Annotated in this window: 12 protein-coding genes; 7 read left to right on the top strand and 5 right to left on the bottom strand. The window is 64.2% G+C overall.

The genetic code is table 11. The features are described 5' to 3' along the window. Positions 1-69: 69 nt before the first annotated feature. Positions 70-2,181 (top strand): TonB-dependent siderophore receptor, encoded by a 2,112-nt coding sequence (locus AAEZ08_RS02465; protein ID WP_500123643.1) that lies wholly within the window; start codon positions 70-72, stop codon positions 2,179-2,181. 42 nt (positions 2,182-2,223) lie between these two features. On the opposite strand, the gene AAEZ08_RS02460 is transcribed toward AAEZ08_RS02465, so the two are convergent. The 3 genes from AAEZ08_RS02460 to AAEZ08_RS02450 form a co-directional block, all read right to left on the bottom strand. Further along, the gene (locus AAEZ08_RS02460; RefSeq protein WP_500123642.1) at positions 2,224-3,204 is read right to left on the bottom strand and encodes a TAXI family TRAP transporter solute-binding subunit; all 981 of its coding nucleotides are present in this window, start codon (positions 3,202-3,204) and stop codon (positions 2,224-2,226) included. A gap of 77 nt (positions 3,205-3,281) precedes the next feature. Further along, positions 3,282-3,635, bottom strand: a complete 354-nt coding sequence (locus AAEZ08_RS02455; RefSeq protein ID WP_014820160.1) for a RidA family protein — start codon at positions 3,633-3,635, stop codon at positions 3,282-3,284. A 21-nt stretch (positions 3,636-3,656) separates the two neighbouring features. Beyond that, positions 3,657-4,901, bottom strand: a complete 1,245-nt coding sequence (locus AAEZ08_RS02450; protein ID WP_500123641.1) for a D-amino acid dehydrogenase — start codon at positions 4,899-4,901, stop codon at positions 3,657-3,659. Between the two features lie 121 nt (positions 4,902-5,022). Here AAEZ08_RS02450 and AAEZ08_RS02445 point away from each other — a divergent pair, with 121 nt between their 5' ends. Further along, positions 5,023-5,931, top strand: coding sequence for a LysR family transcriptional regulator (locus AAEZ08_RS02445; protein ID WP_500123640.1), 909 nt, complete (start codon positions 5,023-5,025; stop codon positions 5,929-5,931). A gap of 41 nt (positions 5,932-5,972) precedes the next feature. Next, a complete protein-coding gene (gene zapE, locus AAEZ08_RS02440; protein ID WP_500123639.1) occupies positions 5,973-7,082 on the top strand; it encodes a cell division protein ZapE in 1,110 nt (369 codons plus the stop codon). An 8-nt stretch (positions 7,083-7,090) separates the two neighbouring features. On the opposite strand, the gene AAEZ08_RS02435 is transcribed toward zapE, so the two are convergent. Beyond that, positions 7,091-7,369: a peptidylprolyl isomerase gene (locus AAEZ08_RS02435; protein ID WP_500123638.1), complete on the bottom strand. Its 279-nt coding sequence runs from the start codon at positions 7,367-7,369 to the stop codon at positions 7,091-7,093. 175 nt (positions 7,370-7,544) lie between these two features. Between AAEZ08_RS02435 and AAEZ08_RS02430 the strand changes: the two genes are divergently transcribed. The 4 genes from AAEZ08_RS02430 (at position 7,545) to gntR (ending at position 12,158) form a co-directional block, all read left to right on the top strand. After that, complete coding sequence (locus AAEZ08_RS02430; protein WP_500123637.1) at positions 7,545-8,675, top strand: gluconokinase, GntK/IdnK-type; 1,131 nt, start codon at positions 7,545-7,547, stop codon at positions 8,673-8,675. A gap of 51 nt (positions 8,676-8,726) precedes the next feature. Next, positions 8,727-10,004 carry a TRAP transporter large permease gene (locus AAEZ08_RS02425; RefSeq protein ID WP_226686650.1) on the top strand — a complete coding sequence of 426 codons (1,278 nt, stop codon included), beginning with the start codon at positions 8,727-8,729 and terminating at the stop codon, positions 10,002-10,004. A gap of 61 nt (positions 10,005-10,065) precedes the next feature. Continuing rightward, positions 10,066-11,082, top strand: coding sequence for a TRAP transporter substrate-binding protein (locus AAEZ08_RS02420; protein WP_500123636.1), 1,017 nt, complete (start codon positions 10,066-10,068; stop codon positions 11,080-11,082). Positions 11,083-11,138: 56 nt separating this feature from the next. Continuing rightward, positions 11,139-12,158 (top strand): HTH-type transcriptional regulator GntR, encoded by a 1,020-nt coding sequence (gene gntR, locus AAEZ08_RS02415; RefSeq protein ID WP_500123635.1) that lies wholly within the window; start codon positions 11,139-11,141, stop codon positions 12,156-12,158. Between the two features lie 24 nt (positions 12,159-12,182). Here gntR and AAEZ08_RS02410 read toward each other — a convergent pair whose 3' ends face one another. Next, entirely contained in the window at positions 12,183-13,094 is a 912-nt protein-coding gene (locus AAEZ08_RS02410) for a LysR family transcriptional regulator (protein WP_011913327.1), read from the bottom strand. Positions 13,095-13,178 lie beyond the last annotated feature (84 nt).

Raw genomic sequence — 13,178 nt, 5'->3', positions numbered from 1 at the left:
GTTCCATTGACACTCGCTTGCTAAACCTACAGCATTGTTACGATATAACATCGGTGTTTGAGTTTTAGCATGAATAACGCAAGTGCAGTATTGAGGTGGGTGGGTGCCGGAACGGCGCTGATGTTGGTTGGCGTACCGCTGGCAGGGGCACAGGAAGCGGCGGTACTGGACTCCGTCACCATCACGGCAGATCAGGAACGCGCCGATGGACCGGTTCAGGGCTACCGCGCCAAACGCACGCGCAGCGCGACGAAAACCGACACACCCATCGAGGAAATACCCCAGTCGATCAGCGTCGTTCCAGCATCCGTGCTGCAGGATCTGGACAGCCCGCGCGTTGAGAAGGCGCTGGACTTCGCCGGCGGTGTCGCCAGGCAGAACGACTTCGGTGGCCTGACCATGTACGAGTACAGCGTGCGCGGGCTGACCACCGGAGAGTTCTACAAGGACGGTTTCAGCGTCAACCGCGGCTTCATGAACCCACCGGACGCTTCCAATATCGAGCGGGTCGAAGTGCTCAAGGGGCCTTCGGCCAGCCTTTACGGACGCGGTGATCCGGGCGGCACGATCAATATCGTCAGCAAGCGCCCGCAGCTGGACAGCTTTGCCCGTCTCGATCTCAGCGCCGGTCGCTGGGATCGCTATCGCACTGCGCTGGACGTGAACACGCCGCTCGATGAAGACGGCAACATGCTCTATCGCATGAACATCGCCATCGAAGATGGCAATAGCTTCCGCGATCATCGCGAGGCTGAGCGCCAGTTCGTCGCGCCGTCCTTCAGCTGGGAGCTGAGCCCTGATACGCGGCTGCTGGTGCAGGCAGAGGTGGTGCGCAACCGCCAGACCTTCGATCGCGGCGTGGTCGCGCCCGGTGGCGACCTGGGCAAGGTGTCCCGCTCAGCGTTCTATGGCGAACCCTCGGATGGGCCGATCAGCAACGACAACGAAACGCTGCAGGCCGAACTCGAACACGACCTCAACGAAGTCTGGACGCTGCGCCTGGCCAGCCACTACAAGCAGGGCCGGATGGATGGCTACGCGACCGAAGCGGCAGCGGTCGCAGCAGACGGCCGCACGCTGACACGCAACCTGCGCTATCGCGACTACGACTGGCAGGACGCGATCACCCAACTGGAGCTGCGCGGGCGTTTCGATACCGGCTCGATCGAGCATCAGCTGTTGATCGGCACCGAGTACGAGCGTTACGCCCTGAGCGAGTTCATGCTGCGCTCCAACAACCTGCGCACCATCGATCTCTACAACCCGGTCTACGGTGCGCCACGTCCGGCATTCAACCCGGCGCGTACGGTTGACCGTAACGAGCTGGTGCATAGCCGGGCGCTGAATCTGCAGGATCAGATGCGCTTTACCGACAAGCTCTTCGGGGTCATCGGCGCCCGCTATGACCACTACGAGCAACGTCTGGACAATGAGGTTGCTGGCCGGCGCACCGAGCAGACTCATGAAAAGGTCACGCCGCGTGTCGGTGTGCTCTATCAGCTGATACCGGAGGTCGGGCTGTTCGCCAACGCCTCGCAGTCGTTCAAGCCGAACAATGGCGCGGACTTCAGCGGCGGAACTTTCGACCCGGAAGAGGGCGTGGGTTATGAGGCTGGGGTCAAGCTCGACCTGTTCGACGGCCGTTTGGGGCTCACCGCCGCAGCGTTCCATCTGACCAAGGAAAACGTGCTGGCCAGCGATCCGGCGAACAGCGGCTTTCAGATCGCCGCCGGTGAGGTGCGCAGCCGCGGGATTGACCTGCAGCTGGCAGGACAGCTGACCGACGCGATTCGCGTGATCGGTGGCTATGCCTATGTGGATGCCGAGGTGACCCGCGACAACACCCTGGCCAGCGGCAGCCGGCTGCTCAACGTGCCACGCCATAGCGGCAGCCTGCTGACCACCTACGAATTCGTCGATGGCGATCTCAGTGGGCTCTCCCTTGGCGGCGCGGTGAACTACGTGGGTGATCGGGCAGGGCAGGCCGATAGCGACTTCGAGTTGCCGTCGTACACCACCGTGGATCTGCTGGCGCGCTACAAGGCGACGCAAAAGCTGACCCTCGGCGTGAACCTGAACAACGCCTTCGACCGGACCTACTACGAGCGCTCCTACAGCAACGTCTGGGTCATGCCGGGTGAGCCGCGCAACCTGAGTGTTAGCCTGTCCGTGGAACTCTGAGCCTGTACTCAGCGGGCGCTGTCGCCCGCTGATCTCGTTGTCCTACAGCCAACCTTTCTCCTTGTAATAACGCTCGGCGCCCTCGTGCAGTGGCGCAGTCAGTCCGACGCGAATCATGTCTTCGGCTTTGAGATCGGCAAAGGCCGGATGCAGGCGCTTGAACCGGTCGAGGTTGTCGAACACCGACTTGACCAGCTGGTAGACGACCTCCGGGTCGGTCTTGCTGGTGGTCGCCAGCACGGCCTTGCCGCCGATCGACGGAATGGCGCCGTCCACGCCCGGATAGAGCCCGGCGGGAATTTCCACTGCGCTGTAGTAATCGGCCTTGGCTAGCAGGTTGTCGATCTCGGCGCCCTGCACGGGAATGATCCTGGCCTTCACATTGGTCAAGGCTTCCTGGATCGCACCGCTCGGATGGCCGACCACATAGGTGATGGCGTCCAGGTTGTTGTCACCCAGGGCGGAAGCCATTTCCGCCGGTTTGAGTTCCGCGGCCAGGGCGAAGCTGGCGTTCGTCCAGCCCTTGGCCTGCATGACCTCCTCGAAAGTGTCGCGACTGCCCGAGCCGGGCACGCCGATGTTTACCCGCTTGCCTTCGAGTCCGGCCAGATCGGTGATGCCGCTGTCGTTGCGAACGACCACGGTGAGAATCTCCGACTGCAATGAGAACACGGCGCGCAGTTCGACGGCGCCTTCCTTGTCGAAGGGCGCCAGGCCCTGCAGCGCCTTGTGCTGATGGTCGGACTGGATGAAGCCGAAGTCGTACTCGCCTTTGTGCAACGACACGATGTTGGTCACGCTGCCCGCGGTCGAGGGTGCGTTGCATTTGATGGCGGGCTTCACCTCGGCACGATTGAGGAAGCGGCACACCGACTGGCCGGCGGTGTAATACACGCCGGTCTGCCCTCCGGTGCCGATGGTGACGAAGCGCTCCTGCGCCAGCACGCTGGTGCTCGCCAAGGCGCTGGCGAGCACGCCGGCCAGGGTGATGCCGAACAGGCCGTTACGGATCTGATGGTTCATTGCGGTTCCCTCTTTTGTTCGTATTTTGGGTAGTTGCACTGCGGTGTCGGCGGCGCAGGAACGATAGACCGCTGTGGTCAGGCGCGCGCAGCGATCACCATGATCTCGACCAGCACCTCGGGGGAGGCCAGGCGCGCCTGTACCGTCGCCCGTGCCGGTGCGCAGCCTGCTGGCAGCCAGTCGCTCCAGACCTCGTTCATGGCGGCGAAGTCGGCGTCGATGTCCTTCAGCCAGATCTGCGCGCTGAGCAGGTTTTCGCGACTGGAGCCGGCGGCGGCCAGCAGCCGGTCGATCTTCGCCAGCACCTCGCGGCTCTGTCCTGCGGCATCCAGGCTGCGGTCGTCCGGCACCTGGCCGGCGAGGAACACAAGGTCTGCATGAACGACTGCGGCGGACATTCGCGGATTGCTCTCGATGCGTTGAACGGGCATATCGGTTTCCTCTTTGAGTGGTCAGGCGGGCAGGCTCAAGCCGTCCAGGGAGACAGCGGGTGGTGATCCGCCGATTACGCTGGCGAGCAGGTCGGCGCTGCCACAGGCCAGGGTGAAGCCGAGGCTGCCGTGGCCGACGTTGAGCCAGAGATTGTCGAATCCGCTGCGGCCGATCAGCGGCGTACCTTGGGGCGTCGCCGGGCGCAGGCCTGCCCATTGCCGCGCGCGTTGGTAGTCGCCGGCACCGGGGAAGGTCGCACTAGCCAGACGTTGCAGGGTGGCGATGCGCTGCTGGTCTAGCCCGGCATCCCAGCCAGCGATATCCACCATCGCCGCGACGCGCAGCTGGTCATCGAGGCGGGCGTAGACGACCTTGTTGTCGTAGTCGGTGACGTTGGTTTGCGGCACGCGGTCCTGGTCGGCCAGCGCAACGGTCAGGCTGTAGCCCTTGAGCGGGTAGATCGGCAGGTCGATACCCAGTGGCCGAAGCAGCCCGACGCTGCCGGTGCCGGCCGCCACTACCAGATGGTCGATGGCGACTTCATCGCGCCCGAGCATGACCGCGCGGACGCGCTTGCCTTCGGTGCGCAATGCGCTTACCGATTGGCCGGTATGCAGATGAAACGCAGGCGATGCCCGCAGTCGCCGCAGCAGTTCGGTGCAGAACAGATGGCAGTCGGCAACCTCGTCGCCGGGCGAATAGATGCCGCCGTGCAGCGATGACGCCAACGGCGTCAGCGCCGGCTCGACGTCGACGCATTGCGCGGCGTCCAGCAGCCGCTGCCCTGATTCGTCGTCGATGGCCGCTGCGCCCTTGTGCAGGCTGTGTTGATCGCGATAGATCACCAGTTTGCCGTTGGCGCGCCAGGCGAAGCCGTCCAGCTGGTCCTGCTCGCGCCAGCTGCGCAGGATCTGCTGGCTGTGCAGGGCGAGCCGCAGCAAGTGAGCCGCGTTGCGCTGGTTGACCGAACGCCGGCACGCTAGCAGGAACTGCAGGCACCAGCGCCACTGATGCAGGCTCGCCTGCGGTCGGAAACGCAACGGGGCATCGGCTCCGCGCAGCATCCAGCCAATCGCCTGCAGCGGCACGCCGGCATCGGCCAGCGGCGAAACGTAGCGATAGCTGAGCTGCCCGCCATTGGCGAAGCTGGTCTCCAGGGCGACATCGTCGCGCCCCTCGATCAGCTCGACACTGTGCCCCTGGCGCACCAGTGAATAGGCGGTGGCAAGTCCGATAACGCCTGCGCCGATGACTGCTACCCGCATGCAACTGCTCCTCCGACTCGATCAGCGCAGCCTAGGTCGCGTGCAAGCGAGGCGGCCAATGAAAGGATGGAGCGTTCCCATAACCTGCGGTTATGCTCGATTGACTGAAGGGGGGACATGCATGCGGCTGCGTCATATCGAACTGTTCCAGGCGATCCTGCAAACCGGCAGCCTGACGGCCGCGGCCGAGCTGCTGCATATCTCCCAGCCGGCGGCGAGCAAGATTCTCAAGCATGCCGAGCAGCAACTGGGCTTTGCGCTGTTCGACCGGGTGCGCGGCAAGCTGCAGCCCACTGCCGAGGCGCGGGTGCTGCAGCAGCAGACCGAACGCCTGGCCATCGACCTGCAGAATCTGCGGCGGCTTGCAGACAGCCTCGGCCGGGGCGAGGAGTGCGCGTTGCGCCTGATCTGCACGCCGGCGCTGGCTCAGGCGCTGCTGCCACAGGCGTTGCGCACCTGGCGCGAGCGATTTCCACGTACGGTCTGTCAGCTCGCGACGCAGCACACGGCGGAAATCGTCGAAGCGCTGTTGCTGCGTGAAGCCGATCTCGGGCTGACGTCACAGGCGGTGGAGCATCCAGGACTGAGCAGCCGGCTATTGTCCGAGGGACGCATGCACGTGATCGCGCCGCCTGGCTGGTGGCAGCCGGATGAACTGCACCGCCCGCTGCGCCTGCAGGCCTTGGCGGGTAAAGCGCTGATCGGCATCGACGCCCGCGATGCACTGGGCAGCCTGTTGCGCGGGCACATCGAGGAGCTCGATCCGCCGCCGCGCGTCGTTACCTGGGTGCAGACCTATCAGCTGGCGCGGCAGCTGGTGTCTGCGGGGCAGGGCGTGGCGCTGGTCGATCCGTTCACCGCGCTGGCGGCCACTGGCGGCGAGGTGCAGACCCGTCTGCTCGAGCCGGCCATCAGCGTGCCGGTCTATGCGTTGACCCGTGTTCACGAGCAACTGTTGCCGGCGCAGGCGATGCTGCTGGAGCAGCTCGACGCCCAGGCCGAGCGACTGCTGCAGGATGGGCACAACTGAGCGGTCGCGCGCTACCATGGCGGCTTTTGCGCCGGACGATCATGCACGTCGACTCGCCCCTTGAACGTTATCAGCAGGCCATTACGCAAGACGGTTTCGTGCCCGATGCGGCTCAACAGCGCGCCGTTGCACGGCTTCAGGCCTGTCATGAGGCGCTTGTTTCAGGTGCGGACCTGCCTCTCGGCGTCTACCTATGGGGACCGGTCGGGCGTGGCAAGACCTGGCTGATGGATCTGTTTCACGCAAGCCTGACGGTTACTTCGCGGCGGCAGCATTTCCACCATTTCATGCGCTGGGTGCATATCCGGCTGTTCCAGCTCAACGGCATGGCCGATCCGTTGCAGGCCCTGGCCAGAGAACTTTCACAAGAGATTCGCGTGCTCTGCTTCGACGAGCTGTTCGTCGGTGACATCGGTGACGCAATCATCCTGGGACGCCTGTTCCAGGTGCTCTTCGAGCACGGCGTGGTGATCGTCGCTACCTCCAACCAGCCGCCAGAGCAGCTGTACGCCGACGGCTTCAATCGTGAGCGTTTTCTGCCGGCCATCGATGCCATTGTGCAACACATGCATGTGGTGGATGTGGATGGTGGCGCCGATCACCGCCTGCGTCCCGGCGCTGCGCTGCAGCGCTACTGGATCGCCCCGTTCGACGGCGCCACTGCGTTAGCCGCGACGTTCGAGGCGCTGGCCGATGGAGCGGTCAGCACCGAGCCATTGGCGCTCAGCCGCCGCCAGCTCGACGTCGTGCGGCGTAGCGAATCGGTGCTCTGGTGCCGCTTCGCCGATCTGTGCGAACAGCCGTTCTCGGCGTTGGACTTCATCGAGCTGTGCGACCGTTTCACGGCGATCCTCATTGGTGACGTGCCCGAGCTCGGCGGCACGCAGCGCGATGGGCGCATTGCCCGTGGCACCGAGGATGGAGCCGCGCGGGTGGTGGCGGGTGATCGCCAGTTGCCCAGGCTCGCCGCGCGGGATGATGCCGTGCGCCGCTTCATCGCGCTGGTGGACGAGTGCTACGACCGGCGGATTCCGCTCTATATCGAAGCCGACGTGGCACTGGACGAGCTGTATACCGAGGGCTATCTGGCATTCCCGTTCCGCCGCACGCTAAGTCGCCTGCGCGAGATGCAGCTGCAACGCTTTGGCTAAGCGCCAGCTCAGTCGCGGTAGAACACCTGCACCAGGTGGTAGCCGAACTGGCTCTTTATCGGGCCGTGCACGTCGCGCAGCGGCTTCTTGAAAATCACCTGATCGATGCTGCGCACCATCTGCCCAGGCCGCACTTCACCGAGGTCGCCACACTTCTTGCCGGACGGGCAGGTCGAGTACTTGCGCGCCAGCACGTCAAATGCTTCGCCATTGGCGATGCGCTTTTTCAGCTGCGCAGCTTCGGCCTCGGTCTTGACCAGAATGTGGCGGCACATGGCTTTGGGCATGCTCGTGTCCTCGATTGCACAGGGGCGCGATTGTAGTCGTGCCGCCGCGAAAGTCGACCGCAATGCCGTGCCAAAACAGCCGTTTCGTGACCGTATGGTCGACGAGCGGTAGTTCTATCGTGATGTGTGATAGCGCTAACATCCAGCCAAACAAGCAAAACAATGGATTCCTCGCATGCCTTCAGTGCATACCTCAAAGGCTTCCGCGCTTCCGGTTCTGGTCGTCATGGGCGTCAGCGGTTCCGGCAAGACGGACACCAGCCACGCCGTCGCCGATGCGCTCGGCCTGCCGCATATCGAAGCGGACAACTTTCATCCGGCAGAGAACGTGGCGCGCATGCGTGCCGGCACGCCGCTGTCCGACGCCGATCGCGTGGAGTGGCTGCACGCGCTGATCGCCGAAATGCAACGCACCCTGGCGGCGGGCCGCGGCTTCGTGCTGGCTTGCTCGGCGCTCAAGCGCAGCTACCGGGAGTTGCTGCGCAGCGCGGTCCCGGAGCTGCGTTTCGCCCATCTGGCCATCGATTACGAAACCGCCATACAGCGAGTCGGTGGCAGGGCGGGGCATTTCATGCCGATTTCCCTGGTCGACAGCCAATTCGCCACCCTCGAATCACCCGAGGGCGAACCCGGTGTATTGACCGTGGATGCCAGCCAGCCCCGCGAAGTCGTTCTGCGCCAGATCGTCGATTGGATGCAGGGCGCCGGTCTGGATGAGCTGATCGAAACCCGGGTCGATCTTTCTTCGCGTCCGTTTGATAGCGCTACCACGGCGCCGCCTTTGACCAACGAGCCGATCTACAGCGGCACGGTCGCGCAACACTTCGACCGTCTGACCGACTGGCTGATGGCCGCGCTGATGGCCTTCATGGTCATCGTGGTGTTCTCCAGCGTGGTGCTGCGTTACGCCTTCGGCACTGGTTGGACCGGCGCTGAGGAGCTGTCGCGGCTGGCGTTCGTCTGGCTGGTGTTTGTCGGCGTCGCTTCGAGCATGCGCCGCGGCGAGCTGATGAGTTTCTCCATGCTGCGCGACCGTTTCCCGCGGCTGTTCCGCCGCGTCGTCGACTCCGTCAGCTGGCTGCTGGTGGCAGCTGCGAGCTGCCTGGCGGCCTGGGGTGGCTGGAACCAGATGCAGTTCGGCTGGACCATCAACAGCCCGGTAGTCGGTTATCCGCTGGGCCTGGCGATGTTGCCCGTGGCCGCCAGCATGGTCGCGCTGGCGGTACTGGCGCTGGTGCAGCTGGTCAATGTCTGGCGGCGCGATCAGCCATCGGCCACCGCCGCTGCGAATGTCACCGCGGACTGAAGCGACGCCGCATTCAGAACAATACGGGCACTGCCCAACCGAGGACCTTGTATGACCGTCGTCGTCTTCCTTTCATCGCTGCTGGGCTTCATGACCCTTGGCATGCCCATCGCCTTCGCGCTGCTGCTCACGGGCTCGGTGCTGATGTGGTACCTGGATTTCTGGGACGTGCAGCTGCTGGCTCAGAATCTTCAGGCCGGCGCTGACAGCTTCCCGCTGCTGGCGGTGCCGTTCTTCATCCTGGCCGGCGAACTGATGAATGCCGGCGGCATCTCGCGGCGCATCATCGCCATGGCGCAGGCCTATTTCGGCCACAAGCGTGGCGGCCTGGGTTACGTGGCGATTGCCGCTTCGGTGCTGCTGGCCAGCATGTCCGGCTCGGCATTGGCCGATACCGCCGCGCTGGCGACGCTGCTGCTGCCAATGATGCGTGAGCGCGGCTACCCGTTGAGTTCCTCATCGGGCCTGGTAGCGGCGGGCGGGATCATCGCGCCGATCATTCCGCCGTCGATGCCGTTCGTGATCTACGGCGTGGTCACTGGCACTTCGATCAGCCAGCTGTTTCTCGCCGGCATGGTGCCGGGGCTGATCATGGGCATGGGCCTGATCGTGGCCTGGACGCTGATCGCCCGGCGGATCGACGAACCGAAGCAGGAAAAGGCCAGCACTGCAGAGCGCCGCCGCGTGCTGGTCGACGGTGCTGCCGCGCTGATGCTGCCGGTGATCATCGTCGGCGGGCTGCGTGGCGGTCTGTTCACCCCGACCGAAGCGGCGGTGGTCGCCGCCGTCTACGCCCTGGCCGTTTCGACCCTGCTGTATCGCGAGCTGAACTGGGCCGGACTGGTTGAGGTGCTGACCCGTGCCAGCCGCACCACGGCTTCGGTGATGTTCCTCTGCGCCGCCGCAACCGTGTCGGCGTACATGATCACCTTGGCGCAGCTGCCCGACGAGATCGCGGCGATGCTCGGCCCGCTGGCGCAGGACCCGAAACTGCTGATGGTCGCCATCATGCTGCTGATGATCGCCGTCGGCATGGTGCTGGACCTGACGCCGACCATCCTGATCCTCGGCCCGGTGCTGGCGCCGATCGCGATCAAGGCCGGCATCGACCCGGTGTACTTCGGCGTGATGTTCGTGCTGATCGGCTCCATCGGACTTATCACACCGCCGGTGGGCACCGTGCTCAACGTGGTCGGCGGCATCGGCCGACTGCGCATGGAAACCCTGGTGCGTGGCGTCATGCCGTTCTTCCTTATATATCTGGTGATCGTCGGGTTGCTTATCGCCGTGCCCTCGATCATCACCGTACCCCTGGCCTGGCTGCGGTAACGCCGGTCGTGCAACCAAGCGCTCAACAACCCAACGTCCAACAACAAGAAGGTAACGCGACATGAAACGACTTCTCATCAGCACCCTGGCCGCCGCCGTGCTCGGCAGCACACTCAGCCTCGGTTACGCGCAGGCGGCGGACGACATCCGCCCACGCATGATCCGCTTCGGTTACGGCCTCAACGAAGACAGCAACCAGGGCAGGGCGGCCAAGCTGCTGGCTGAGCAAGTGGCCAAGGCCTCCGGCGGCAAGCTGAAGGTGCGCACCTTCGCCTCCGCCAGCCTCGGTTCGGACGACCAGATGCAGAACGCGCTGATCGGCGGCGCGCAGGAGATGATGGTCGGCTCGACCGCGACGCTGGTCGGCATCAGCAAGGAGATGGCGGTGTGGGATACGCCGTTCCTGTTTACCGATCCGCGCCAGGCCGATCAGGTACTGGACGGCCCCGTGGGCCGGCAGGTGATGGACAAGCTCGAGGAGAAAGGCCTGGTTGGGCTGGTGTACTGGGAAAATGGGTTTCGCAACGTGACCAATAGCGCCCGGCCGATCGAAAAGTACGAAGACTTCAACGGAATCAAGCTGCGCGTGATGCCCAATCCGGTGTTCATCGACACCTTCAAGCGCATGGGCGCCAACGCGGTGCCGCTGCCGTTCTCCGAGCTGTTCACCGCACTGGAAACCAAGGCAGTCGATGGCCAGGAAAACCCGTTCAACACCATCCTCTCGTCCAAGTTCTATGAGGTGCAGAAGTATCTGAGCGTGACCAATCACGTATACAGCCCCTGGATCGTCACGGTTTCCAAGCGCTGGTGGGATGGGCTGTCCGCGACCGAGCAGGACATCCTCATGAAAGCCGCGGAAAAGGCGCGCGATGCCGAGCGTGAAGACACCCGCCGCGAGGCCAGCCAGGCATTGGCGACGTTGAAAGAGCGTGGCATGCAGATCAATGAGGTGAGCGTGGACGAGATCCAGCGCATGCGCGAGAGGGCGCAGCCGGCGATCCAGACGGTGATCGACGCGGTCGGCCAGGAGCTGTTCGACCAGGTGCAGGCCGAAGTGGAGAAAGCGTCCCAGTAGGGCGCTGCCTTCCATACCGCTGATAGAATTCGCCGCCTTCAGATGCTGGATTGATCATGACCACACGCCGTCGCCGCTCTGCCGAGCGGATAACCCTCTCGGATGTCGCACGTAGCGCCGGCTGCTCGCTGATGTCGGCATCCCGCGCGCTGTCGCAACCTGATCTCGTTTCCGATGCATTGCGTGAGCGTGTCGAGCAGGCGGTAAAGGCGCTCGGCTACGTGCCGCATCCCGCGGCGCGCAGCCTGGCCAGTTCGCGTTCCAATCTGGTGGCGGTGATCATCCCCTCGCTGTCCAACGCGGTGTTCGTCGACACCGTCGAGGCCATCCAGCGCGTGCTGATGCCGGCGGGCTACGAAATGATGATCGGCGTCAGCCACTATCGCCCCGAAGAGGACGAGCGATTGCTGCGCGCCTATCTGGCCCATCAGCCGGCTGGCCTGCTGATCACCGGGTTCGAGCGCAGCGATGCCGCGCGTGCAGTGCTGGCCAACTACACCGCACCGATGGTTACGCTGATGGAGCTGAGCGAGCGGCCGGACGACTACTGCGTAGGCTTCTCGCAACTGGAAGCCGGCGTGGCCATGACCCGCACCTTGCTCGAGCGCGGCTACCGTCACGTCGCCTTCGCCGCGGCGCAGCTCGACCCTCGGACCCTGCAACGCGCCGAAGGCTACCGTCAGGCCATGCGCCAGGCGGGTCGCTATGAGCCAACTCTGGAGCTGCTGACACCGCAGCTGTCGTCCATTGGGCTTGGCGCGGAGCTGCTGGATCGGCTGCTGGCGCAGCACTCGCAGATCGACGCAGTGTTCTTCAACAACGACGACCTGGCCCTCGGGGCGCTGTTTCGCGCCCATCAGCTGGGACTCGAAGTGCCGGGGCGGCTGGCAATCGCCGGTTTCAACGACCTGCCGGCGGCGGCCTGGATGCATCCGGCGCTGAGCACGGTGCGCACCCGGCGTGGCGAGATCGGCGAGCTGGCGGCGCAGATGCTGCTGAGCCTGATGCGAGGTCAGCAGCCTGCCGAGCGTTGTATCGACGTGGGTTTCGAAGTGGTGATGCGCGACAGCGCCTGAGGCGGGCTTTCACCCGCCAGCGCGTCAAAGATCCTGCTGCGCGGTGACCTGCTGGGCGATCTCGATCATCTGCTCGCGCATCCAGCGGTTGGCCGGGTCCTGATCGGTGCTTTCATGCCAATAGATGTGGGTTTCCAGCGGCATGATGTCCACCGGCAGATCGACCTGATGCAGGTTGTGGCGCCGGGCGAAACGCTCGGGAACGGTCACCGCCATGTCGGTCTGGTCGATCACCTGGGTCGCCATCAGGTAGTGCTGTGAGCGCAGGGCGATCTTGCGCTGCAGACCCATCTTGCCCAGTGCCAGATCCACCAGACCGAGCCCGCTGCGGCGGCTGGAAATATGGATGTGCGACAGCGACAGGTACTGCTCCAGGGTCAGCTTGTCCTTGGCTAGCGGGTGGCCGCGGCGCATGGCGCAGATGTAGCGATCTTCCAGCAGCTTGACGTGACGCACCTGTGGATCGGTGTTGAGCGGCGCATCCATGGCGAAGTCCAGGCGGCCAGCGGCCAGTTCCTTGGTGGTTTCGCGGCGCTTGGCCAGCATGCTCTCGATCTTCACGTTCGGTGCAAGGCGACGTAGGCGCTGGAACAGCGGCGGCAGCATCACCGCCTCGGTGAGGTCAGTCATGCTGATGCGGAAGGTCTTGTTCGCCTGCGCCGGGCTGAAGGTCCGGCTTTCCTGCACCGAAACCCGTAACAGCTGCAGCGCATTACGCACCGGGCCGATGATGTTCTGCGCCATCGGCGTCGGCACCATGCCCTGCGCGGTGCGCACGAACAGCGGATCGTTGAAGGTTTCGCGCAGGCGGGCGAGGGCGTTGGAAACCGCGGGCTGGGTGATGCCGACGATCTGCCCGGCGCGTGTCAGGTTCGCTTCGGTGTAGATGGCGTCGAAGACGATGAATAGATTCAGATCGACCTTGTTCAGGTTCATTGTTGTGCTCTCCGGCGTGTATCGGAATTCGCCGATCATATATCGGTGATGAATGTTTATACACGAGGAAAATAGCTTAGATAA

This window comes from Pseudomonas sp. E45-MNA-CIBAN-0222, assembly GCF_040310405.1.
GTDB lineage: Bacteria > Pseudomonadota > Gammaproteobacteria > Pseudomonadales > Pseudomonadaceae > Stutzerimonas > Stutzerimonas stutzeri_AC.
This window is presented reverse-complemented; position numbering and strand designations above follow the sequence as displayed.

Bases quoted from the DNA above. Each gene is read 5' to 3' on its own strand.
- AAEZ08_RS02465 (WP_500123643.1), top strand. From the start codon at position 70: ATGAATAACGCAAGTGCAGTATTGAGGTGGGTGGGTGCCGGAACGGCG.
- AAEZ08_RS02460 (WP_500123642.1), bottom strand. From the start codon at position 3,204: ATGAACCATCAGATCCGTAACGGCCTGTTCGGCATCACCCTGGCCGGC.
- AAEZ08_RS02455 (WP_014820160.1), bottom strand. From the start codon at position 3,635: ATGCCCGTTCAACGCATCGAGAGCAATCCGCGAATGTCCGCCGCAGTC.
- AAEZ08_RS02450 (WP_500123641.1), bottom strand. From the start codon at position 4,901: ATGCGGGTAGCAGTCATCGGCGCAGGCGTTATCGGACTTGCCACCGCC.
- AAEZ08_RS02445 (WP_500123640.1), top strand. From the start codon at position 5,023: ATGCGGCTGCGTCATATCGAACTGTTCCAGGCGATCCTGCAAACCGGC.
- zapE (WP_500123639.1), top strand. From the start codon at position 5,973: ATGCACGTCGACTCGCCCCTTGAACGTTATCAGCAGGCCATTACGCAA.
- AAEZ08_RS02435 (WP_500123638.1), bottom strand. From the start codon at position 7,369: ATGCCCAAAGCCATGTGCCGCCACATTCTGGTCAAGACCGAGGCCGAA.
- AAEZ08_RS02430 (WP_500123637.1), top strand. From the start codon at position 7,545: ATGCCTTCAGTGCATACCTCAAAGGCTTCCGCGCTTCCGGTTCTGGTC.
- AAEZ08_RS02425 (WP_226686650.1), top strand. From the start codon at position 8,727: ATGACCGTCGTCGTCTTCCTTTCATCGCTGCTGGGCTTCATGACCCTT.
- AAEZ08_RS02420 (WP_500123636.1), top strand. From the start codon at position 10,066: ATGAAACGACTTCTCATCAGCACCCTGGCCGCCGCCGTGCTCGGCAGC.
- gntR (WP_500123635.1), top strand. From the start codon at position 11,139: ATGACCACACGCCGTCGCCGCTCTGCCGAGCGGATAACCCTCTCGGAT.
- AAEZ08_RS02410 (WP_011913327.1), bottom strand. From the start codon at position 13,094: ATGAACCTGAACAAGGTCGATCTGAATCTATTCATCGTCTTCGACGCC.